Origin of the sequence: Kitasatospora sp. NBC_01300 (assembly GCF_041435235.1) — a bacterium.
GTDB lineage: Bacteria > Actinomycetota > Actinomycetes > Streptomycetales > Streptomycetaceae > Kitasatospora.
The window spans coordinates 3,133,066-3,154,430 of sequence record NZ_CP108408.1 but is presented as its reverse complement, the minus strand read 5'-3'; the positions used below and the strand labels follow the sequence as shown (position 1 = coordinate 3,154,430).

General features: G+C 71.3%; 19 protein-coding genes. 11 read left to right on the top strand and 8 right to left on the bottom strand.

What is annotated here, in order from left to right; genetic code table 11:
- Positions 1-242: 242 nt before the first annotated feature.
- Positions 243-1,094, bottom strand: coding sequence for an HNH endonuclease (locus tag OG556_RS13890; protein WP_371517301.1), 852 nt, complete (start codon positions 1,092-1,094; stop codon positions 243-245).
- Positions 1,094-2,587, bottom strand: a complete 1,494-nt coding sequence (locus tag OG556_RS13885; RefSeq protein WP_371517300.1) for an AAA family ATPase — start codon at positions 2,585-2,587, stop codon at positions 1,094-1,096. Before OG556_RS13885 ends, OG556_RS13890 begins: the two co-directional genes overlap by 1 nt.
- A gap of 341 nt (positions 2,588-2,928) precedes the next feature.
- On the opposite strand from OG556_RS13885, the gene OG556_RS13880 reads away from it, so the two are divergent.
- From OG556_RS13880 to OG556_RS13870, 3 genes are read left to right on the top strand one after another with little or no spacing between them, the layout of a single operon-like run.
- A complete protein-coding gene (locus OG556_RS13880; RefSeq protein WP_371517299.1) occupies positions 2,929-3,090 on the top strand; it encodes a DUF255 domain-containing protein in 162 nt (53 codons plus the stop codon).
- A 20-nt stretch (positions 3,091-3,110) separates the two neighbouring features.
- Positions 3,111-5,090: a thioredoxin domain-containing protein gene (locus tag OG556_RS13875; protein ID WP_371517298.1), complete on the top strand. Its 1,980-nt coding sequence runs from the start codon at positions 3,111-3,113 to the stop codon at positions 5,088-5,090.
- Positions 5,091-5,130: 40 nt separating this feature from the next.
- On the top strand, positions 5,131-6,006 hold the full coding sequence (locus OG556_RS13870; RefSeq protein WP_371517297.1) for a GNAT family N-acetyltransferase: 876 nt from the start codon (positions 5,131-5,133) through the stop codon (positions 6,004-6,006).
- Here the strand turns inward: OG556_RS13870 and OG556_RS13865 are convergent.
- Positions 5,997-6,353, bottom strand: coding sequence for a hypothetical protein (locus tag OG556_RS13865; protein ID WP_371517296.1), 357 nt, complete (start codon positions 6,351-6,353; stop codon positions 5,997-5,999). The genes OG556_RS13870 and OG556_RS13865 overlap by 10 nt on opposite strands.
- Positions 6,354-6,420: 67 nt before the next feature.
- On the opposite strand from OG556_RS13865, the gene OG556_RS13860 reads away from it, so the two are divergent.
- Both OG556_RS13860 and OG556_RS13855 read left to right on the top strand, forming a co-directional pair.
- A complete protein-coding gene (locus tag OG556_RS13860) occupies positions 6,421-8,172 on the top strand; it encodes an alpha/beta hydrolase (protein ID WP_371517295.1) in 1,752 nt (583 codons plus the stop codon).
- Positions 8,169-8,789, top strand: coding sequence for a hypothetical protein (locus tag OG556_RS13855; RefSeq protein WP_371517294.1), 621 nt, complete (start codon positions 8,169-8,171; stop codon positions 8,787-8,789). Before OG556_RS13860 ends, OG556_RS13855 begins: the two co-directional genes overlap by 4 nt.
- A gap of 11 nt (positions 8,790-8,800) precedes the next feature.
- Here the strand turns inward: OG556_RS13855 and OG556_RS13850 are convergent, their stop codons facing one another.
- Complete coding sequence (locus OG556_RS13850) at positions 8,801-9,733, bottom strand: hypothetical protein (RefSeq protein ID WP_371522695.1); 933 nt, start codon at positions 9,731-9,733, stop codon at positions 8,801-8,803.
- Between the two features lie 265 nt (positions 9,734-9,998).
- Between OG556_RS13850 and OG556_RS13845 the strand changes: the two genes are divergently transcribed.
- The 3 genes from OG556_RS13845 (at position 9,999) to OG556_RS13835 (ending at position 12,402) form a co-directional block, all read left to right on the top strand.
- A complete protein-coding gene (locus OG556_RS13845) occupies positions 9,999-10,673 on the top strand; it encodes a papain-like cysteine protease family protein (protein WP_371517293.1) in 675 nt (224 codons plus the stop codon).
- A gap of 8 nt (positions 10,674-10,681) precedes the next feature.
- Complete coding sequence (locus tag OG556_RS13840; protein WP_371517292.1) at positions 10,682-11,530, top strand: hypothetical protein; 849 nt, start codon at positions 10,682-10,684, stop codon at positions 11,528-11,530.
- Between the two features lie 389 nt (positions 11,531-11,919).
- The gene (locus OG556_RS13835) at positions 11,920-12,402 is read left to right on the top strand and encodes a hypothetical protein (protein ID WP_371517291.1); all 483 of its coding nucleotides are present in this window, start codon (positions 11,920-11,922) and stop codon (positions 12,400-12,402) included.
- On the opposite strand, the gene OG556_RS13830 is transcribed toward OG556_RS13835, so the two are convergent.
- Positions 12,373-13,068: a hemolysin III family protein gene (locus OG556_RS13830; protein WP_371517290.1), complete on the bottom strand. Its 696-nt coding sequence runs from the start codon at positions 13,066-13,068 to the stop codon at positions 12,373-12,375. The genes OG556_RS13835 and OG556_RS13830 overlap by 30 nt on opposite strands.
- A gap of 285 nt (positions 13,069-13,353) precedes the next feature.
- Between OG556_RS13830 and OG556_RS13825 the strand changes: the two genes are divergently transcribed.
- Positions 13,354-15,180 (top strand): phosphoenolpyruvate carboxykinase (GTP), encoded by a 1,827-nt coding sequence (locus OG556_RS13825; RefSeq protein ID WP_363585457.1) that lies wholly within the window; start codon positions 13,354-13,356, stop codon positions 15,178-15,180.
- Between the two features lie 193 nt (positions 15,181-15,373).
- Here OG556_RS13825 and OG556_RS13820 read toward each other — a convergent pair whose 3' ends face one another.
- Both OG556_RS13820 and OG556_RS13815 read right to left on the bottom strand, forming a co-directional pair.
- Positions 15,374-16,588 carry a pyridoxal phosphate-dependent aminotransferase gene (locus OG556_RS13820; RefSeq protein WP_350879977.1) on the bottom strand — a complete coding sequence of 405 codons (1,215 nt, stop codon included), beginning with the start codon at positions 16,586-16,588 and terminating at the stop codon, positions 15,374-15,376.
- Positions 16,589-16,688: 100 nt separating this feature from the next.
- A complete protein-coding gene (locus OG556_RS13815) occupies positions 16,689-17,426 on the bottom strand; it encodes a hypothetical protein (protein WP_371517289.1) in 738 nt (245 codons plus the stop codon).
- A 99-nt stretch (positions 17,427-17,525) separates the two neighbouring features.
- On the opposite strand from OG556_RS13815, the gene OG556_RS13810 reads away from it, so the two are divergent.
- Positions 17,526-18,236 carry a prepilin peptidase gene (locus OG556_RS13810; protein WP_363585480.1) on the top strand — a complete coding sequence of 237 codons (711 nt, stop codon included), beginning with the start codon at positions 17,526-17,528 and terminating at the stop codon, positions 18,234-18,236.
- A 205-nt stretch (positions 18,237-18,441) separates the two neighbouring features.
- Here OG556_RS13810 and OG556_RS13805 read toward each other — a convergent pair whose 3' ends face one another.
- The gene (locus tag OG556_RS13805; protein WP_371517288.1) at positions 18,442-20,049 is read right to left on the bottom strand and encodes a chitinase; all 1,608 of its coding nucleotides are present in this window, start codon (positions 20,047-20,049) and stop codon (positions 18,442-18,444) included.
- Positions 20,050-20,492: 443 nt separating this feature from the next.
- Here OG556_RS13805 and OG556_RS13800 point away from each other — a divergent pair, with 443 nt between their 5' ends.
- Complete coding sequence (locus OG556_RS13800) at positions 20,493-21,287, top strand: isoprenyl transferase (protein WP_208869076.1); 795 nt, start codon at positions 20,493-20,495, stop codon at positions 21,285-21,287.
- Positions 21,288-21,365 lie beyond the last annotated feature (78 nt).

Sequence of the window (21,365 nt, the reverse complement as noted above, 5' to 3'; positions counted from 1 at the left end):
CGATCCGATCATGACGACGGACTCGCCCACTGGGCGTGAACACCCCGGGCCCGGAGACCGGTACCCCATGTGCGGATCGGGAGGCTGCCCGTCATCCGGTAGTGACAGAGTTGCTGGAGGCGGTTGGCCGGACTGCCTCGGCGGTTGGCTGTTGCGGGGGCCGTGGGTGTGCACGACCTTGGAGACGGTGGCTTCGCAGTCGGCGGCCACCTGGCTCATTGGGCGGGCCCACAGAGGGCAGGTCAGTCGTCCCATTCATTGAGGCAGCCGGATTTGATGAACCAGGGATTGGCGGCCAGGGCTCGATAGAGGGCGGCCTGCCAGGAGTTTCGGTTTCCGTAGCTTGCGGCCCGGTCATGGATTTCGTCGATGGCGGCCCGGTACGGCTTGCCGCGTAGATAGTCGCTGAGTGCGGCCAGCTCGGTACCCACCTGTGCCGCGTAAAGCCTGGCGAGCTTGTAAGTGGCGAAGTGCTTCTGCACGCGAGCGGTCAAGGTCGCCGACCAGTCGGGGTGCGGGGCGACGAAGAAGATGACGCCCGGCTCCGGTGGCGGGGTAAGGCGGGCTGCCAGCCATACCTGGCCGCTGACATCGTCGAAATAGGGGTGGAGCGTCTGCTCCTCGGCCAGGGCCGGTATCGCTTCGCCTTTGGCCTTGTTGCAGGGCAGGCACGCGGGGACGAGGTTGGCCGGGGTGACCGCGAGCAGCGGGTAGGCGATCTTGGGGAGCTGGTGGTCGATGGTGTCGGCGAACCCGTGCCCGCACAGCGGGCAGCGTCCCCGGCGGGCGCTTTTGACCAGCTGGTCGTAGATCTCCCGGCCCGCGCTGCCTTTGCGGGCCATGCGGCTCGTGTAGCAACTGGTGAGCTTCTTGTTGTCGCCCTTGGCAGGGTCGTTGCCGTCGGGCTGGTCCTTCAAGTGCTTCAGGGCGTGAAGTGACCCGGTGGCGGCAGCCTTCTCGTACTCGTCGGCTGCGGCAGCGACGGCGTCTTCCAGCAGTTCCAGACGGGCTTTGACCTTCGCGGGCCGGGTCTTGGAGATGCAGGCGGTGTAGACGCTGCGGGCGTCGAGGTCGGGTTGCTGGATCGGCCACATCAGGACGGTTCCCCCGGTACCCAGGCTTCATCGCCGAGGTCGCGGAGAGCGATCAGGGAGCGGACGATCATGCGTGCTTCGCCGCCAAGGCGGCCGCCGAACCGTTCCAGGATGCTGCCGAAGGATTCCCCGTCGTCGACGAGGCGGTTCAGTTCCCAGTGGAAACCGGAGGCGGTGACCTCCAGGCCGAAGACTTCGCGGGTGAGGACACCGACGTTCTCCCCGAACGTCTCGGTTTCGGGGCGGTCGGCAACGACGTGGTCACCGTAGCGGCGCAGCTTCCAGACGCAGTGGGCGGGGACTTCCTGCAAGACCACGGGGGAGTGGGTGGCGATGAGCGCCAGCCCGTTGCGGTTCGAGATCAAGCTAGACAGTACCCGGACAAAGGCCGACAGCAGGGGCGGATGGAGGTGGGTCTCCGGCTCGTCGATGATGACGAGGGTGCGCTCGCCGACGTGCTCGACCAGCCGGGTCACAGTCAGCAGTACGACCTTGTGGCCGGAGCTGAGGGAGGCGAACAGCTTGCGGGCCTTGGCCCGGCGGCTGTTGGGGCTGCGTGTCGCCTGGAAGTCTTCCAGCCAGTCCTCGGCCAGCAGACCGCTGCCAGCGTATGCCAGTGTCCGCAACGCGCTGATCCAGCGGTGCGCCTGCTCGCCGGTCAGGCAGGCCTCGACGCTCTCGGCGAAGTCGCGTTTCAGCTGCCACTGGGACTTGATGCGCGGCGCCCGTGTGCCGCCTGAGGGCATGCGCAGGCCGACGTGGGTGGTGGGGAACGACTCGTCGTCCGGGAGGAGGGGAAGGTCGTCGAAGGCGCTGAAGGAGACGCTGACGAGGTTGCCGAAGGACCGGCGCTGGCCTCGGCTGTCCTCGATGACGCGGCCGACCTCCGAGGGGTCGGCTTCTGGGTCGGCGACCGCTCTGGCCAGGCGGTTGAGCAGGACGGACTTGCCGGCGCCGTTTCGGCCGGTGAGCACGTGGATGTTGCTGGAGGGCTGGCTGTGTGGTGTCACCTGGAAGGACAGCTCAAGGCCGCCTGTGTCTGCGGTGGCCGGCGCGGGGCCCTGGTAGGAGACGTGAAAGGGCGTGATGCGGTCGCCGTCGCGTGCGATGCGCCGGAACTGCTCCTCGATCATGAACGGTTTCACGAACCGCCACAGCGAGGTCCGTGTCACCTCTTGATGGCGGGCGGTTTCGAAGATGCTGTTGTCGAAGGCCATGTCGCGCAGACCGATCAGGACGCCGCGACGTATGTCGTCACCGAGCTGGCGCAGCCGCTCGTAGTACGTGTCATCCTGTCCAACGGAGAAGAGCGTGTCGTCGAGCGAGTTGAAGTTCCGCGGCAGGTCCGGGACGCCGTTCTCGTGACCGTCCATGCCGAGCTGGCCGATTTTGACCTGGCCGATCTGGTGCACGGTGTCGTCGGAGTCGGCGATCGACAGCCGGAACAGGGTGCGGAATCCGGAGTCGTCCCACGCTTCTTTGTTCAGGAGCACCCAGGGGCGTGGACCTCTCGCGGGGACGTGCCCCGGCCCGTCCAAGACCATGAAATGCACGGCGTGCTCCTGCTCTCTTGCCTACCTCGTGCTGGCGCACCGATCCTACGGCGGCCCGGCTGGTGAGCCGCCAGCTGGCACCGGGAAGTGTCGGAGCGGATAGCAAGCGGGCAAGTCCTCCGGGGAGCGAGACTGGCGGGCTCGCCACACAGTCCGAGATCGTTCGGCAGGTTCCTCGGGGGAGTGGGATCTGCTGGCCGTTGGGTGCATGGTGTGCGCACGCGTGGACCCACCCCCTCGAAAGCTAGGTTGGGCGGCCGTGATCGTGCGACGATGCCAGCATGAATCGACTCGCGAACGCGACGTCGCCGTACCTGCTCCAGCACGCTTCCAATCCGGTGGATTGGTGGCCATGGGGAGAGGAGGCGATGAATGAAGCTAAGCGGCGGGACGTGCCCATCCTCTTGAGTGTGGGCTATGCGTCCTGTCACTTATGCTTCTAATAATTTACTGGTGTCACGTGATGGCCCACGAGAGCTTCGAGGACGCCGGGGTCGCCGGCTACCTGAACGAGCGGTTCGTCGCCGTCAAGGTGGACCGGGAGGAGCGGCCCGACGTCGACGCCGTCTACATGGAGGCCGTGCAGGCCGCCACCGGGCAGGGCGGCTGGCCGATGACGGTGTTCCTCACGCCCGACAAGGAGCCGTTCTACTTCGGCACCTACTTCCCGCCGGAGCCCCGGCACGGCATGCCGTCCTTCCGCCAGGTGTTGGAAGGCGTCGACGCCGCCTGGCGGGGCCGGCGGCAGGAGGTCGCGGAGGTCGCCGGGCGGATCCGGGCCGACCTCGCCGAGCGCGCCGCCGTCTACTCGGCCGGCGCCCACCACCCGCCCGCCGGTGCCGATCTGCACCAGGCGCTGGTCGCCCTCAGCCGGGAGTTCGACGACCGGCACGGCGGCTTCGGGGGCGCGCCCAAGTTCCCGCCGGCCATGGTCGTCGAGTTCCTGCTGCGCCACCACGCCCGCACCGGCTCCGAGGCGGCCCTGGAGATGGCCGTCCGCACCGGCGAGGCGATGGCCCGCGGCGGCATCCACGACCAACTCGGCGGCGGCTTCGCCCGGTACGCGGTCGACGCCGGCTGGGTCGTGCCGCACTTCGAGAAGATGCTGTACGACAACGCCCTGCTGCTGCGCGCCTACCTGCACCTGTGGCGGGCCACCGGCTCCCCGCTGGCCCGCCGGACCGCGCTGACCACCGCCGACTTCCTGCTGCGCGAACTGCGCACCCCCGAAGGCGCGTTCGCGTCCGCGCTGGACGCCGACAGCCTCGACGAGGAGACCGGGCAGTCCACCGAAGGCGCCTACTACGTCTGGGAGCCCGGCCAGTTGGTCGACCTGCTCGGCCCCGCCGACGCGGCCACCGCCGCCCGGCTGTTCACCGTCACCGCCGGCGGCACCTTCGAACACGGCACCTCCGTCCTCCAACTCCTCGCCGATCCCGAGGACTTCGCCGAGTACGAGACCATCCGCGCCCGGCTGTTCGAGGCCCGCACCCGGCGGCCCGCCCCCGCCCGCGACGACAAGGTCGTCGCCGCCTGGAACGGCCTCGCCATCGCCGCCCTCGCCGAGACCGGCGCCCTCCTGGAGCGCCCCGACCTCGTCGAGGCCGCCGAACGCGCCGCCGACCTGCTGCTCGCCGTCCACCTCACCCCCGACGGCCGGCTGCTGCGCACCTCCCGCGACGGCCGGGCCGGCACCAACGCGGGCGTCCTGGAGGACTACGCCGACACCGCCGAGGGCTTCCTGTCCCTGTACGCCGTCACCGGCGACGCCGCCTGGCTGCAACTGGCCGGCGGACTCCTCGACACCGTGCTCAAGCACTTCACCGACGAGGCCTCCGGCGCGCTCTACGACACCGCCGACGACGCCGAGGAACTCATCCGGCGTCCCCAGGACCCCACCGACAACGCCACCCCGTCCGGCTGGACCGCCGCCGCCGGCGCCCTGCTCACCTACGCCGCCTACACCGGCTCCGACCGGCACCGGACGGCCGCCGAACGGGCCCTCGGCATCGTCGGCGCGCTCGCGTCCCGGGCCCCCCGGTTCATCGGCTGGGGCCTCGCCGTCGCCGAGGCGCTGCTCGACGGGCCGCGCGAAGTCGCCGTCGTCGGCCCGGCCGACGACCCGGCCACCGCCGCACTGCGCCGGGCCGCGCTGCTCGGGACCGCGCCCGGGGCGGTCGTCGCGGTGGGCGCGCCGGCGGGCCCGGCGGATGGTTCGGCGGAGAGCCCGGCGGGTGCTTCGGCGGGTGCTTCGGCGGACGGTTCGGTGGACGGTTCGGGGGGTGGTTCGGCGGAGGACGGCGGCGCGGAGGTGCCGCTGCTGGCGGGCCGGCCGCTGGTCGGCGGAGCGCCCGCCGCCTACGTCTGCCGGCACTTCGCCTGCGAAGCGCCGACCACCGACCCGGCGGTCCTCGCCGAGCGGCTGGGCGTCGCCGTCGAATAAATCGCTGGTGGGAGGGGGTTCGGCCGGGCCAGAATGGGCCATGACCTGGACCTTGAGCAGCTCGTTCGACGACTTCCGGCACCACGCGGAAGAGTTCCTCGCCGCCCGCCCGGCCGAGAGCACCGTCCTGCTCACGGTCGTACACCGGCTGGCCGAACGCGGCCTGGACGTGTTCGGGCAGCGGCCACCGGTCTTCGGCTGGTGGCGCCCGGCGGACGGCGGCCCGGTCGAAGGAGCCTTCCTCCAGACACCGCCGTTCGGCCCCCGGCTCTCCTGCACGCCGGCGGCGGCAGCCGAGCTGGCGGTCGAACTGGCCGCCGCCGGGAGCGGGTTCACCGAGGTGTCCGGCGTCGGCGGAGGTGCGGACGCGGTCCGGGCCTTCGCCGCGGCCTGGACCGCCGCCACCGGTGCCGGCCAGTCCGTCCGCTTCAACGAACGGCTCTACCGGCTCGGCGAGTTGACCGCCCCGCCCCGCCCGCCCGCCGGCCACCACCGGCCCGCCGCCCCGGCCGACCGCGAACTGGTGATCCGCTGGTACGAGGAGTTCCTCGTCGAAGCCGGGGTCGACCTGCCCAACATCCCCCAGGCCGTCGACGACCGGATCGCCGCCGGCGGCCTCCACCTGTGGGAGGACGACGGCCGCCCCGTCGCCCTGGCCGGCAGCAGCCCGGTGATCGCCGGAATGTCCCGCATCGGCCCCGTCTACACCCCGACCGACCAGCGCGGACGCGGCTACGCCAGCGCCGTCACCGCCGCCGCCTCCGCCCACGCCCTCGCCCAGGGGGCAACCGAAGTCCTGCTCTACACCGACCTCGCCAACCCGACCAGCAACTCCATCTACCAGCAGATCGGCTACCGGCCGGTCGAGGACTGCCTGACCCTGGACTTCACCACGCAGGACGGAAACTACGCGTAGTCGACCGGGCGGCCGCCGACCACCTTCGTGTTGAAGGGGTCGACGGCCGCAGTCGTGGTGGGGGCCGGCAGGTGGTCCGTGTTCACGTAGGTCTGCGCGCAGGTCAGCAGATTGCCGCCGGCCGACTTCATGTCACCGGCCAGGCCGTCCAGCAGTGCCTTCCAGGCCGCGCCGCATCCCTGCAGCGCCGCCCCGCTCTGCCAACCCGCCAGACTCCCGGCCGCCTTGGCACTCGGCTCGGCCAACTTCGCGGTCTCGTCGGGCACTTTCCCGGCGACGGTCAGCGCGTTGTTCCCGGCCGCGGTCAACTCGCCCGGTTTGACGGTGAATCCTGGGTCGCTCGGCACGATGTCCCCCCGGACGTCCGATGTCGGTCGTGGGCTATGGTAGCGGCGAGTACTGGGGGGTGCACTCATGGTTGACACGGATCGGCGAGCGGGAGAGAACCGCCTCGATCTCGCGAGCCTGAAGAACGCCAAGCCGGGGGACCTGTACGCGGCGGCGGACGCCTACGACGCGCTGCACAAGGCGTACACGCAGCACACCGCCGACTGGAAGAGCGGTACCGCCGACCGGGTCCACGGATCCGGCTGGACCGGCCCGGCGGCCGACGCCGCCTTCCACTCACTGGACGGCACCACCAGCCAACTGCACGCCGCCGAAACCGAACTGGCCGCCATCGGCCAGACCCTGCGGGACCACGCCGACCTCTTCGGGCTCGCCCAGTCGAAACTCCGGCAGGCCCTCGTCGACGCCACCGCCAAGGGACTGACGGTCAGCGACACCGGGACGGTGAGCTGGCCTCCGGCGACCGGCCCCGTGGACGCCACCTGGGAGACGAAACAGAAGACGGCGGCCGAGGACGTCGCCATGCGGATCAATGCCGCCATCACGGAGGCGAGTGCGGCCGACCAGACCCTGGCGGGGCTGCTCAAGGGCTTCACCCAGCACGCCACCAGCAAGTCGGGGCTGACCCTCGCCGTCGCCGAGGCCGACCAGAAGGCGGCGAACAGCCCGGGCTCCCCCTACCTCAGGGACATGCCCGCCGTGGGGGCGCCCCCGACGGAGGTCAACAACTGGTGGAACGGCCTCGACCCGGCGGGCCGGCAGTGGTACATCGACCACCATCCGGAGAACATTGGAAACCTGGACGGGGTCCCGGTGGAGGTGCGGGACCGGGTCAACCAGACGTACCTGGACAAGCGGATGAGGGAACTCGAAGGCAGGAACCGGACGAAGGAAGAAGAGGCGGAGTACCAGAAGCTCAAACCCATCCAAGAGCGCCTCGCCCAGGATTCCCAGGCGAAGGACGGTCGGCCACCCACCTACCTGATCGGCGTCGGTACCGAAGGCCAAGGCCGCGCGATCCTGTCCTTCGGAAACCCCGACACCGCCACCGACATCTCCTCCTACGTTCCCGGGATCACGACCACCCCCGATTCGCTCGGCGCGGCGAAGTCAGGTACCACGCCCGGCACCAACGAGGCGGAAAACGCCTTGAACGTCTGGCGAGAGGCCAACAAGAAGATCAAGCCCGGTGGATCGGCGGCCTCCATCATCTGGCTCGGCTACGACCCGCCGGACATCGACATCAAAGCGGCCACGCCCGAGCGGGCGGTCAAAGGTGCACCCGACTACGCGAGGTTCGTCACCGGGCTCCGGGCGACCAACACGAACGACCAGGGCCCGCACATCACCTCGATGGGGCACAGCTACGGCTCGCTCCTCGTCGGACAGGCCACGAAGATGGCCGCCCACCAGGGGAACTACACGCTGCCGGACGACGTGGTGATCATCGGCAGTCCCGGTGTCGGCGTGACACACGCCTCGGACCTGGGGATGCCCTCCGGGCATGTGTGGGCGGGCGCGGCCGGCAACGACCCGGTCACCCAAATCCCCTCGGCGAACGCCGCGACGGTGCCCTGGCCCTTCGGCGGCTTGGTCGGCGCCGACCCGCACGACCTCTGGTACGGGAGAGACCCAGCGAGCGAGTCCTTCGGAGCCAAGCGCTTCACCGTCGACGGTTGGAGCAAGTCGTGGAGCTGGGAGGACTTCGGGATGCACACCAAGTACCTGGCCCCGGAGACCGGCGGCCCCTCGCTGGGCAACATCGCCTCGATCGTGACGGGCAAGGCCGACGACGTTCACCTGACGGAGGGCCGATGACGACCCGCTGGAAGGTGGCCGGCTCGATCTTGCTGTCGTTCGTCGTCACGGTGGCCCTCGGTGCGGTGCTGTTCGCCAACGGGTACGGGCCGTTGGCGTTGGCCGATCGATCGGGCAGGGTGGGTACGGGCGAGGGGAAGAGCCGGATCGACCGTGCCCTGCGCGCCACCATGGATGGAGTTTCGCCTTCATTCACCTATGCGGGGGCCGAGTTCGAGGTGCGGAGGGAGGACGATCTCTGGGACGGCGAGCGGAGCATGGGTTCGGCCGTCACCGAGATCGTCACCGTGCGGACCGCGGTCTCGCGGGCGAAACTGCCGACCCTGATGGATCAGGTGACCCAAGCCTGGAAGGCACTTGGTAGCCGGGTGGTCGATCGGTCGAACCCCGCCGATGAGATTCAGGCCCTGCGGGGTATGGGAGACATGGGTGGGGAGACGTTCCTGACGTTCTACGCGAGGGCTCAGCAAGACTCGAGCTACCTGGTGATGTTCAGGGCGGAGGCCATTGGGGTGCTGTACCAGCCCGCCCATGAGTACAAGCCCGTCCCCCCGCTCGTCCGGACATCACTCGACGCCAAGGTCGATGTGATCGACGACCCGTACTGGTCGCACTGACGGCGTGCCCGTCACTCCCAGTCCCACCTGATTCCCAGCAGGCACGGCCGCAGGGCCGTCGCGACCAGGTGGACGCAGTGGTGGCCGTCCAGGGTCAGTTCCTCCGTCTCGTAGGGGGCTTCGCCCGGGGAGTGGAGGGCGAAGCGGTGGCAGCGGACGGGGAGGGCGGCGGGGTGGAAGGTGATCTGGAGGACGTACTGGCCGGCGCCGGAGTTGAAGCCGCGGACGTATTCGCAGCTGGGGTCGGGGGAGGGGGCGTCGTCGAAGCCGTAGCCGAGGAGGTGGGTGTCGCCGGCGCGTAGGCGGCGGTCGAGGAGGAGTTCGGCGACGAGCAGGTGGTGGGTCTGGTCGCGGCGGATGCGGCCGGGGCGGCAGTTCTCTTCGGCGCGGACGCCGACGCGGGTGATGTCGCTGCCGGGGTCGCCCTGGTAGAGGGCGAGGTAGCGGTCGATGCCGTCGCGGTGGGCGCGGAGGGCGTGTTGGGAGTCACGGCGGGCGAGTTGGCGGTCGGGGCCGAGGCGGATGCGTTCGATGTGGGTGATGGTGTGCAGGCCGGTGTCGCGGGGGCCGACGATGGTGGCGAGCAGGTCGTCGACGGCGGTGGCGGGGGAGATGAGGTCGCGGTAGGGGCGGACGGGTGGGCCGGCGGGGGTGGTGTCGGCGGCGCGGCGGGGGCCGAGCAGGCGGGTGAGGGAGTGTTCGGGGAGGTCGAGGACGTCTTCGAGGGCGGAGACGGCGCGGAGGGATTCGGGGCGTTCGGGGCGGCGGCGGCCTTGTTGCCAGTAGCTGAGGCTGGTGAGGCCGACGTGGACGCCGCGCAGGGCGAGGTGGCGCCGGATGCGGTGGAGGGCGAGGCCGCGGGTGGCGATGGCGGTGCGCAGGGCGAGGTGGAAGGGGCCGGTGCGGAGGGCGGCGGTGAGGTCGGCCTGGTCGGTGCGGTGGATGACGGCCTCCTGGGGGACGGGTGCGGGCAGACCGTGTTTGACCGTGAATATTCACATCAGGGCGGCGGTTTGTCACCGGGCCTGGCGTGCCACGCGGGGGTCTTCGGGGTGGCGTTCACACCCGTGGCCGGTCGTTCACACCTGAACTGTGATGGTCCTGAAGGCCGTTGACCGGCTTCCGGGGGCGGCGGGATGCTCATGGCGCGATCCGGACCGCGCCCCCACACAGCACCTCGCTCCGCTTGTGCAAGGAGGCACTTCCCCCATGCCAGTTCCACGGATACGACTGCGCCGCGCGGTCTCGCTGCTCGCCCTCGGCGTGCTGGGCCCGGCGCTGACCGCGGTGGCGGCCACTCCGGCGCTCGCCGCCCCCGCCCAGGGTCTCGCTCCCGTCCAGGACCGCGCCCCGGCGCAGGTCCGCCAGGCTGCCGCGCCCGGCAGCACGGCCGATCTGGCCGGCACGTTCAAGAAGCTCAACATCACCATGCAGCAGCAACAGCAGACCAACTGGTGCTGGGCGGCGAGCGGGAACACCATCGCCACCTGGTTCGGCTACAACTACAGCCAGAACCAGTTCTGCAACGCCGCGTTCGGCCGTTCGGTCAACTCCAGTTGCCCCAACAGTCAGGCCTCGCTGGCCGATGTGCAGAACGGGCTGGACTGGGTCGGCATCAACCCGGGTTCGTACGTCACCGGCTACCTGCGCTACAACACCGTGCAGACGGAGGTGGACGCGAACCGGCCGATCGAGACCCGGATCCAGTGGAGTTCCGGCGGCGGGCACATGCACGTCGTCTACGGCTACGACACCAGCAGCAACTGGGTGTACTGGGGCGACCCGTGGCCGTCCAACTACCGCTACAACTGGGCGGACTACAACTACTACGTGAACAACAACACGTTCTCGTGGACCCACTCCCTGTACCGGATCGGCGCGTGAGGGCGACCATGACTGACCTCGGAAAGGCCCGTCGGGCCGCCGTCACCGCCCTGCTCGCCGCCGGCCTCGGGCTGGGGCTGGCCCCGGCCGCGCATGCGGACGGGGCGGCCGGCGCCCCGGTGCCGGTGCCCGCCGCGGATCTGGCGAAGGCCCGTGGTGTGGTCCAGGACCAGGCCGTCCTCGACAAGGTGGGCCACTTCTTCGCCCGCAAGGGCGTCCCGCCGACCCAGCAGCTGACCATCGGTGCGGCGCAGGAGGCGCAGGCGGCGAGCGCGGCCGCGCCCCGGCTGGCCGGCGACACCGTGCCGGTGTACACCCTGGACGCGGGTTTCGTGGCCGGCGCCCCGGGTGCGCCGGTGGCGAAGGCCGAGTTCACCGCGAGCAAGGTGGTCGCGGCGGACGGGCAGACGGCCTCGGTGTGGACGATCCGGCAGGGCGACTCCTGGCGGGTGGTCAACATCGCCTCCGGCGGTGACGAGAGCGACTATGCGGCGAAGGCGGCCGGCGGCGGTGGCGGTACGGCGTTCCGCGAGCCGCAGGTGAACGCCTGGTACGTGCTGCGCGACGGCCGGGTGCTGCCGCTGGACGACGAGGCCCGGCGCTCGGTGGGCGCGGGCGGGGTGTCGCTGGCCGCATACCAGAAGCTGGTGCACGAGCGGTACGGGGACAAGCTGCCCGGCTCGGCGTACGACCGGGAGGGCAAGGGCGGCGGCTACCAGCTGGCGGCCGACCAGGAGCGGGCGGCGGGCGGCGGTTCGGCGCTGCCGGCCGTGACGGCGGTCGCGGCCCTGGGCGTCACCGCGCTCGTGGGCGCGGGTGCGGCCGTGCGGCGCAGGGCGGGTGTCCGACGGGGGTAGGGCCTCTCGGGCACGACATGCGCGCCATGCGAGACGTGCACGCCATGCGAGACGTGCACGCCATGCACGACATGCGCGACATGCACGCGACGCGAGACAAGCGGCGGGGTCCGGCTGACACAGCCGGGCCCCGCCGTGCTGCGTGCGGCCCCGGCACGTCAGCCTGTAGTCGAGCGGGCGCGCAGCGTGATGTGTCCTGGAAGTAATGCTTCCGCACAAGGAATTGACGCAACGTTGATCTGTCGTTCGCCGCCCGGGGGCAGCTCCGGGTGACGGACGGTAGATACCATGTGGCAATCGGTCAGTGCTGACTGACGCGTGCCGAGAGCGGAGAAGGGGTGGGGCGGCCGGAGCCGACCACGAGCCCGGCGCCGGGAAAGGGGAGTCGAATGGCCGGCAGGGAGTCGAGCGCCCAGGTGTGGGGTGCGGCGGTGGTGGTGGCGTCCGCGCTCGCCGTGGTCGCGGCCTACCTGATCAACGGGGCGATGCTGGTCCTGGTCGTCGCCGGGGTCGAGGTGCTGCTGCTCATGGTCTACGTGGGCCGCCGTTGGCGGGCGCTCCACCGGCCGGCCGTCCCGCGGGGGCACCGGCCGTCGGCCGTCACCCCGGACGCCGCGCACTGCGAGCGCTGCCGCCGGGCCCGCGAGGCGTTGGACGCCCGGCAGGCGCGTGGCCGCACCGCCGGGCCGGCGGTGGAGCCGTGGCCGGAGGCCGGCACGGGGGACCACCCGCCGTACCCGCGCCGCCCGCAGGGCCGGGCACCGTACGAGCGCCCCTGGACAGCGGAGCGGGCGGTCGCCCGGTCCGTGGACCGCGCGGCCGCCCGCCGTGGCGCGCCGGGTTCAGCCGGCCGCGCTGTACGCCACCAGTGAGACCCCGACGTACTGCACGATGAACGCGCCGAGGGTGAAGGCGTGGAACACCTCGTGGAAGCCGAACCAGCGCGGTGACGGATTGGGCCGCTTGAGCCCGTACACCACGCCGCCGATGCTGTAGAGCACCCCGCCGACGATCATCAGCACCAGGACGGCGACGCCGCCGGCGTGCAGGAAGTCCGGCAGGAAGAAGGCGGCGGCCCAGCCGAGCGCAATGTACACCGGCGTGTACAGCCAGCGCGGCGCGCCGACCCAGAACACCCGGAACGCTATTCCGGCCAGCGCGCCGCCCCAGGCCACCCAGAGCAGCACCTGCTGGTCGGCGCCCTTGAGCAGCAGGATCGTGAACGGCGTGTAGGTGCCCGCGATGATCAGGAAGATGTTCGCGTGGTCCAGCCGCCGCAGCACGGCGTCCCCGCGCGGGCCCCAGTCGAAGCGGTGGTAGACCGCGCTGACCCCGAACAGCAGCCAGGCGCTGATCGAGTAGATCGCGCAGGCGATCTTGGCGGGGGTGGAGTCGGCCAGGCAGATCAGCACGATCCCGGCGGCGACGGTGGCGGGGAACATCCCGGCGTGCAGCCAGCCGCGCCACTTCGGCTTGCGTCCCGAGGCCCCGTTCTCCGCGCCCTCGTTCTCCGTGCTCTCGACGAGCTCAGCAGTCATGCGCAGCATGCTACCCGCTACCTACGGGGCCGTAGGTTACTGACGCGTAGGAAAGTGGTGATCGTCACTCTTGGACGTTTTGGAGTGTTCGGGGTGTCCGCGAAGGCGTCCGGGCCGGGATGTGGGCGACCCATTACTGGCCGGTAGTCATACTTAATGTAGTAAAAGATGAGTCAATTTCGACGCTGTGCCGCAGTTTGGCGTTGGAGCCGGAGCTACGCTGCAAGCACCCTCAGACCCCCGCTACGCCACCTCCTCGCCGAGATGGTGTGAAACGGAGCGATCGTGTCGTACGAGATCTCTGCTCTCAGCGCCTCCGCGCCCACCCGCCACCAGCGCCTGCTCGCGTGGGTGAACGAGATCGCCGAGCTCACCCAGCCGGACCGCGTCGAGTGGTGCGACGGCTCCGACGAGGAGTACCAGCGCCTCGCGGACCTGCTGGTGGCTCAGGGCACCTTCAAGAAGCTCAACGAGGAAAAGCGCCCCAACTCCTACTACGCCGCCTCGGACCCGACGGACGTGGCGCGCGTGGAGGACCGCACCTACATCTGCTCCGAGCAGGAGAAGGACGCCGGTCCGACCAACAACTGGAAGGCCCCGGCCGAGATGCGGGAGGTCTTCCAGGGCGAGAAGGGACTGTTCCGCGGCGCGATGAAGGGCCGCACGATGTACGTCGTGCCCTTCTCGATGGGCCCGGTCGGTTCCCCGCTGGCCGCGTACGGCGTCGAGATCACCGACTCCGCCTACGTCGCCGTGTCGATGCGCGTGATGACCCGCATGGGCAAGGCGGTGCTGGACCAGCTCGGCGAGGACGGCGACTTCGTCAAGGCCGTGCACACCGTCGGCGCCCCGCTGGCCGAGGGCCAGGCGGACGTGCCGTGGCCGTGCAACAGCACCAAGTACATCTCGCACTTCCCGGAGACCCGGGAGATCTGGTCCTTCGGTTCCGGCTACGGCGGCAACGCCCTGCTCGGCAAGAAGTGCTACGCGCTGCGCATCGCCTCGACCATGGCCCGTGACGAGGGCTGGCTGGCCGAGCACATGCTGATCCTGAAGCTCACCCCGCCGTCCGGCGAGGTCAAGTACGTCGCCGCCGCCTTCCCGTCGGCCTGTGGCAAGACCAACCTGGCCATGCTCCAGCCGACCGTCCCGGGCTGGAAGGTCGAGACGATCGGCGACGACATCGCCTGGATGCGCTTCGGCGCCGACGGCCAGCTCTACGCGATCAACCCCGAGGCCGGTTTCTTCGGCGTCGCCCCCGGCACCGGCGTGGACACCAACGCCAACGCCATCGACACCCTGTGGGGCAACACGGTCTTCACCAACGTCGCGCTGACCGACGACGGCGACGTGTGGTGGGAGGGCCTGACCGAGGAGCCCCCGGCGCACCTCACCGACTGGCGCGGCAACGACTGGACCCCCGAGTCCGGCACCCCGGCCGCCCACCCGAACGCCCGCTTCGCCGTCCCGGCCGCGCAGTGCCCGACCATCGCCCCCGAGTGGGAGGACCAGTCGGGCGTGCCGATCTCGGCGATCCTGTTCGGCGGCCGCCGCGCCACCGCCGTCCCGCTGGTGACCGAGTCCTTCACCTGGCAGCACGGCGTCTTCCTCGGCGCCAACATCGCGTCCGAGAAGACCGCCGCCGCCGAGGGCACCGTCGGCGAGCTGCGCCGCGACCCGTTCGCGATGCTGCCGTTCTGCGGCTACAACATGGGCGACTACTTCGCCCACTGGCTGAAGGTCGGCGCCCAGGCGGACGCCGCGAAGCTGCCGAAGATCTACTACGTCAACTGGTTCCGCAAGAACGCCGAGGGCGCGTTCGTCTGGCCGGGCTACGGCGAGAACAGCCGCGTCCTCAAGTGGATCGTCGAGCGCCTGGAGGGCACCGGCGAGGGCGTCGAGACCCCGATCGGCGTGCTGCCGACCGTCGACGGCTTCGACCTCGGCGACCTGAAGCTGTCCCAGGAGGACCTCGACCTGCTCTTCACCGTGGACGCCGACATCTGGCGCCAGGAGGCCGCGCTGGTGCCGGCCCACCTGGAGCTGTTCGGCGACCACACCCCGAAGGAGCTGTGGGACGAGTACCGGAGCCTCGTCGCGCGTCTCGGCTGAGCCTGAGCCTCAGCAGAGCGAGAGGCGGTCGCGCGGCACGAACCGCGCGCCCGCCGAGTGACAGGACGGCCGGAGTTCCCCCGGGCGGTCTTTCCCCGACCAAGGAGACCGCCCGGGCCGGGACTCCGGCCGTAGTGCTTTCCCCGTGCGCCGGGCGCGCGGGGGGTCACGGCTGGGTGCGGCCGTTCACGCCCTACGGCTGGGTGTAGCCGCTCAGGAAGTCGCCGATCCTGGTCACCGCGTCGGTGATCTCCTCCGCCCGGGGCAGTGTGACCAGCCGGAAGTGGTCCGGCTCGGGCCAGTTGAAGCCGGTGCCCTGGACCAGCAGGATGCGCTGGGAGCGCAGCAGGTCCAGCACCATCTGGGCGTCGTCCTTGATCTTGTAGACCTTCGGGTCCAGCCGCGGGAACGCGTACAGCGCGCCCTTGGGCTTGACGCAGCTGACCCCCGGGATCTCGTTGAGCAGCCGGTACGCCGCGTCGCGCGAGGCGAGCAGCCGCCCGCCGGGCAGCACCAGGTCGCGGATCGACTGCCGGCCGCCGAGCGCGGCGGCCACCGCGTGCTGGGCGGGCATGTTGGCGCACAGCCGCATCGAGGCCAGCACGGCCAGGCCCTCGATGTAACTGTGGGCCCGCTGCCGGTCGCCGGAGAGCACCATCCAGCCGGAGCGGAAGCCCGCGACCCGGTACGCCTTGGACAGGCCGTTGAAGGTGACGCAGAAGAGGTCGGGCGCCAGGGTGGCCAGCGGGACGTGCTCGGCGTCGTCGTAGAGGATCTTGTCGTAGATCTCGTCCGCGTAGACCACCAGCCGGTGCCGGCGGGCGATCTCGACGATGCCCTCCAGCACCTCGCGCGGGTAGACCGCGCCGGTGGGGTTGTTCGGGTTGATCACCACGATGGCCCGGGTCCGGTCGGTGACCTTGGCCTCGATGTCGGCGAGGTCCGGGTACCACTCGGCCTGCTCGTCGCAGCGGTAGTGCACCGCGGTGCCGCCGGCCAGCGAGACCGAGGCGGTCCACAGCGGGTAGTCGGGCGCCGGGACGAGCACCTCGTCGCCGTCGTCCAGCAGTGCGGTCATGGCCAGCTGGATCAGCTCGGAGACGCCGTTGCCGAGGAAGACGTCCTCGACGCTCAGCCCGTGCAGGCCGCGGTCCTCGTAGTGCATGACCACCGCGCGGCGGGCGGCGAGCAGGCCCTTGGAGTCGCCGTACCCGTGCGCGGTCGAGAGGTTGCGCAGGATGTCCTGGAGGATCTCCGGCGGCGCCTCGAAGCCGAAGACGGCGGGGTTGCCGGTGTTGAGCTTGAGGATGCGGTGGCCCTGTTCCTCCAGCCGCATCGCCTCGTCGAGTACCGGGCCGCGGATGTCGTAGCAGACATTGGCGAGCTTGCTGGACTGGATGACCTGCATGCCTGCCTACTTTAGGGGCACCTCCGGGCACTTCGGTGCGCGTCCCGGGACGCGCACCGAACCGCCCGGAGCGGCCTCCTTGGATCGGCAGGCGGGGGTGTCAGCCGACCTTCCAAACCAGGGGCGCGGTGTCCAGGATGTTCCCGTACGTGAGGAAGCTGGGCGGGGTCTCGTTCGGGACGAGATAGACGGCACACAGCTTGACGGACTGCCCGTCCGCGAGCGTGACCAGCGACCGGGTGTCGCACTGCGGGATCGCCTTCTGCAGGGTCGCGGCCGGCAGCGCGCCCGCCGAGTGGTCCTTGGGCTTCACCCAGACCCGCATCATGTAGGCGTCCTCGGCCAGCGGGGCGCCGGTGCGGTTGGTGAAGGAGACGGTGACGTAGTACGGCGTCTTGCCGCTGGTGCTCGTCGACGGGAGGTTGAGCGGGGCGATCTCCGCGGCGGTGCCCTTGACGATCGAGACCGCGGCGGCGTCCACCACCGAGCTCTTGCCGACGTAGCGGCCGGCGCTGCCGAGCGGCAGCGGGCGGTCGTAGCTGACCTGGGTGACGTTGTTGCCGCCGGCGGTGACGGACGGCTGCGGTCCGGCCGGGGCGGTCGGGGCGGTCGGGGCGGTCGGGGTGGCCGGGGCGGTCGAGGCCGCGGAGCCGGTCGGGGTGCCGGTCGGGGTGCCGGGAGCCGTGGAGGCCCCGGCGGTGCCGGTGGGCGGCGCGGCCGGGGCGCTCGGGACGGCCGCCGGGTCGGCGTTGTCCGGCCCGCAGGCCGACAGCGCCAGGACGAGCGCCGCCGCCGGCAGGCCGGCCGCGATTCTCCGGATGGACTGGGTCTTCGTCATGGTCGTTCCCCCGTTGGATGATGTGGTCGGTGCGCCCCGCCCGGTTCCCGGGTGCCGCACGGGCGTGCGGGCGTTGATCGAAAAGGGGGTGCGCCGGTGATGCTAGCCGCAGTCGGCGCGGTGCTGGCCGCATTTCTGGTGGCTCCGCTGCTGCGCGGGCTGGTCGCCCGGTTCGCCGTGCCGGAGGGCGAACCCTGGTGCGGTGCCTGCCCGTTGTGCGGGCGCGAGGTGCGACTGCTGCCGCCCACCGGACGCTGTCCGGGCTGCCGGGAGCGGTTGGGCGCGGGCGCCTGGTCGGTGGAGCTGGTGGCGGCCGTGGTCGCCGCCGGGCTGGCGTACGCGGCGGACGGGCCGTCGGCCGCGGCGCTGGGCTGGGCGGCCGGGCTCGGCGTGGTGCTCGGCTTCGTCGACGCCCGGGTGCGCCGGCTGCCGTACCGGCTGACCCTGCCGCTGGTCGGCGGGGTGGCCCCCCTGCTGGCGGTGGCGGCGCTGGCCGCGGGGCGCCCGGGGGTGCTGCTGCGCTGCCTGCTGGTGGCCCTCGCGGTCGGGGCCCTGCTCGAACTGGCGGTCTGGATCGGCGCGTTGGGCCCGGGTGACTCGCCGCTGGGGTTCGCCCTGGGCGGGCTGCTCGGCTGGTACGGCTGGCCGGTGGCGGTCGCCGGGTTGTTCGCCGCGGTGGTGCTCGCCGGGCTCTGGGCGATCCTGCGGGCCGCCGTCGCGCTGGCCCGCCGACGCCCGGTGCGCGGGCTCGACGTCCCGGTCGGACCGTTCCTGCTGCTCGGCGCGCTGCTGGCGGTGCTGGCCCGGTAGCCCCCGGGCCCGGGAGGCCGGACTTCCCGGGCCACCGCGACGCCACAGGTGGCGCCTGGGCCCGGGGGCCGGACCGGACCTGGCGCTACCGGGCCCGGACGCGGGAGGGCCCGCCGTACCGGGTCGGGTACGGCGGGCCCCGCCGCCGGCGCGCAGGCCCCACCCTCAAGGAGCGGCGCGCCGGTGGGGGATTGGCGGTGGGGGGTTACGGCATCTTGTGGACGAACGGGCCGACCGCGTTGGAGGACGCGTTGCCGTTGTTGGCGTCCCAGTTGGTGGACCAGGTCATCGCACCGCGGATGGTCGGCCACTTGGCCGGCGGGACGAAGCTGCCGCAGTTGTTGCCGGTGGCCAGGCAGTCCAGCGCGTTGTTCACCACGGTCGGCGAGACGTAGCCGCCGCCGGCCGCCTTGGCGGAGGCGGGGACGCCGATGCCGACCTGGTCGGGCCGCAGGCCGCCCTGGATGTGGGTGCAGACCTGCGAGGTGATGAAGTCGATGGTGCCCTGGTTGTAGACCTTGCCGTCGCAGCCGTTCATGCCGCCCGAGTTGTAGAACTGGGTGTTGACGACGGTGAGGATGTCCTTGGTGTTCAGCGCCAGCTGGAAGTAGGCGCCGGCGGTGCTGTACATCCCGATCGTCTCGGGCGCCATGGTCAGGATGAAGCCGGGGCCGACCTTGGCCTGGAGGGTGTGCAGCGCGTTGCCGAGCGGGCCGGCCTGGACGCCGTTCTCCAGGTCGACGTCGATGCCGTCGAAGCCGTAGTCCTTGATGATCGCGTAGGCGCTGTTGGCGAAGTTGTTGCCGGCGGTGGCGTCGCCGACGGTGATCGCGCCGTTCTGGCCGCCGATGGAGAGGACGACCTTCTTGCCGGCCGCCTGCTTGGCCTTGATGTCGGCGCGGAACTGCGCGTCGCTGTAGCCGCCGAGGGCCTTGGACAGGCCGGGGTCGAGGGTGAAGCTGATCGCGCCGGTCTGGGTGGGCACGGCGTCGGCGAAGGACACCGCGATGATGTCGTAGGCGCTCTGCACGTCGCCGAGGCGCTGCGGGGTCGAGCCGTTGTCGAAGTTCTGCCAGTAGCCGGTGACCGCGTGCGCGGGCAGGCCGGTGACCGGCGGGGTGGTGGCGGTCGCGGTGGCCGTGGGGGTCGGCGTCGCGGTCGCGGTGGCGGTCGGGGTCGCGGTGGCCGTCGGCGTGCCGGTCGCGGTGGGGGAGGAGGTCGCGGTGGCCGTGGCGGTCGGTGACGGGGTGGCGGTGGCGGTCGGGCTCGGGGTGGAGGGGCCGCCGGGGCCGATCAGGCTCACGTCGTCGGCGAGGTAGGCGCTCTGGCCGTACCAGCCGTGCAGGTAGACGGTGACGCTGGTGGCGTTCGCGCCGGTGGTGAAGGTGGAGGACAGCTGGTTCCAGCTGTTCTGGTTCGACCAGGTGGACGGGTCGGTGCCGCCGGTGCCGCGCGCACCGAGGTAGACGTACGGGCCCTGGACCCAGGCGCTCAGCGTGTAGCTGGTGTTGGGCAGCACGCTGATGGTCTGGGTGCACTCGGCGGTGTCGCCGGCGCCCGGGGTGGCCTGCAGCGCGCCGGTGCCGGAGTGGGCCGGGGAGGAGACGGTGGTCGCCGCGCCGGCGCAGTTCCAGCCGCCCAGCCCGCTGTCGAAGCCGCCGTTGGTGACCAGGTTGCCGACGGCCGCGCTGGCGCCGCCGGCGAAGAGGGCCAGGCCGCCGCCGGCCAGGGCGAGGGCGGTGGCGCCGGCCGCGACGGCCGGGAGGGGGCTGCGCCGGCGCTTGTGCGCGGGCTGGTTCAGCGTACGGGCCATGGGGTGACGCTCCTGGGGAGGGAGCGGCCGCCGCGGTGGGGGGCGCGGCGGCCGCGTGTGGGGGAGGGGAGGTCCGTCGTGGTGCGTGGGGTCGTCGTACCTGGGGGTGGGCGACCGCGGCGGTGCATGGTGGTGCACGGTGGTGCGTGGGGGTGGGGCGGGGCCGTGGGGTTCGTTCCGCCTTGGATCAAAAGCTGGACTAGACCATTGCCGGTCGTCAAGCATTGGACAGTCGGCTTACGGATTCCTTAAGGATTCGGAGACCGTTCCGTGTCCGCCGTCGGAGCCGTCGGGCAAGGCCCGCGACACGCCCGCCGGGGCGGACTCCGTACAGGACCGTGACCAGACCGCTACCTGCGGCTTTACCGTGTGCCTGCCCGCCGGAGTAGGCTGCGCCGGGGCGTTGACGCACCAGCTGAACGAGCACGGAGGGGCCGGGAATCATGGGTCTGCGCGATGTCGCCGAACGGACGCCGGGTCTGCGTACCCTGCTGGGCGGGATGTACGGGCTCTACGGCCGCCGGGTCGAGGTCCACCTCGCCCGCACCCCGCACCACATCGGCGTGATCCTGGACGGCAACCGCCGCTGGGCGAAGGCCGCCGGGGGCACCACCGTGTACGGCCACCAGCGCGGCGCCGACAAGATCAGCGAGTTCCTCGGCTGGTGCGACGAGACCCACGTCAAGGTCGTCACCCTCTGGATGCTCTCCACCGACAACCTCGACCGCCCCGCCGACGAGCTGGTCCCGCTGCTGGGCATCATCGAGGACGCCGTCACCGGGCTGGCCGCCGCCCGCCGCTGGAAGGTCCACCCGGTCGGCGCACTGGACCTGCTCCCGCAGCACACCGCCGACGTGCTCAAGCGGGCCGCCGAGGAGACCGCCGACATCGACGGCATCACGGTCAACGTCGCGGTCGGCTACGGGGGCCGGCACGAGATCGCCGACGCCGTCCGCTCGCTGCTCCAGGAGCACGCCGGGCGCGGCACCTCGATCGAGGAACTGGCCGAGATCCTCGACGTCGAGCACATCGCCGAGCACCTCTACACCCGCAACCAGCCCGACCCGGACCTGATCATCCGCACCTCGGGCGAGCAGCGCCTGTCCGGTTTCCTGCTCTGGCAGAGCGCGCACAGCGAGTTCTACTTCTGCGAGGCGTACTGGCCGGCCTTCCGCAAGGTCGACTTCCTGCGGGCGCTGCGGGCGTTCGAGCAGCGCAACCGGCGACTGGGCCTCTGAACGGGTGAAGTGACCGCCGTAGGGCTGGCCTACCCGGAGCCCTCGTGAGGCCAAACGTTCACCGGCAATGATCCGTCA

Excerpts from the sequence above, each read along its gene's own strand:
- OG556_RS13805 (WP_371517288.1), bottom strand. The coding sequence starts at position 20,049 with ATGGCCCGTACGCTGAACCAGCCCGCGCACAAGCGCCGGCGCAGCCCC.
- OG556_RS13880 (WP_371517299.1), top strand. The coding sequence starts at position 2,929 with ATGAATCGACTCGCGAACGCGACGTCGCCGTACCTGCTCCAGCACGCT.
- OG556_RS13860 (WP_371517295.1), top strand. The coding sequence starts at position 6,421 with ATGGTTGACACGGATCGGCGAGCGGGAGAGAACCGCCTCGATCTCGCG.
- OG556_RS13890 (WP_371517301.1), bottom strand. The coding sequence starts at position 1,094 with ATGTGGCCGATCCAGCAACCCGACCTCGACGCCCGCAGCGTCTACACC.
- OG556_RS13800 (WP_208869076.1), top strand. The coding sequence starts at position 20,493 with ATGGGTCTGCGCGATGTCGCCGAACGGACGCCGGGTCTGCGTACCCTG.
- OG556_RS13855 (WP_371517294.1), top strand. The coding sequence starts at position 8,169 with ATGACGACCCGCTGGAAGGTGGCCGGCTCGATCTTGCTGTCGTTCGTC.
- OG556_RS13815 (WP_371517289.1), bottom strand. The coding sequence starts at position 17,426 with ATGACGAAGACCCAGTCCATCCGGAGAATCGCGGCCGGCCTGCCGGCG.
- OG556_RS13840 (WP_371517292.1), top strand. The coding sequence starts at position 10,682 with ATGACTGACCTCGGAAAGGCCCGTCGGGCCGCCGTCACCGCCCTGCTC.
- OG556_RS13810 (WP_363585480.1), top strand. The coding sequence starts at position 17,526 with ATGCTAGCCGCAGTCGGCGCGGTGCTGGCCGCATTTCTGGTGGCTCCG.
- OG556_RS13820 (WP_350879977.1), bottom strand. The coding sequence starts at position 16,588 with ATGCAGGTCATCCAGTCCAGCAAGCTCGCCAATGTCTGCTACGACATC.
- OG556_RS13845 (WP_371517293.1), top strand. The coding sequence starts at position 9,999 with ATGCCAGTTCCACGGATACGACTGCGCCGCGCGGTCTCGCTGCTCGCC.
- OG556_RS13870 (WP_371517297.1), top strand. The coding sequence starts at position 5,131 with ATGACCTGGACCTTGAGCAGCTCGTTCGACGACTTCCGGCACCACGCG.
- OG556_RS13830 (WP_371517290.1), bottom strand. The coding sequence starts at position 13,068 with ATGACTGCTGAGCTCGTCGAGAGCACGGAGAACGAGGGCGCGGAGAAC.
- OG556_RS13835 (WP_371517291.1), top strand. The coding sequence starts at position 11,920 with ATGGCCGGCAGGGAGTCGAGCGCCCAGGTGTGGGGTGCGGCGGTGGTG.
- OG556_RS13875 (WP_371517298.1), top strand. The coding sequence starts at position 3,111 with ATGGCCCACGAGAGCTTCGAGGACGCCGGGGTCGCCGGCTACCTGAAC.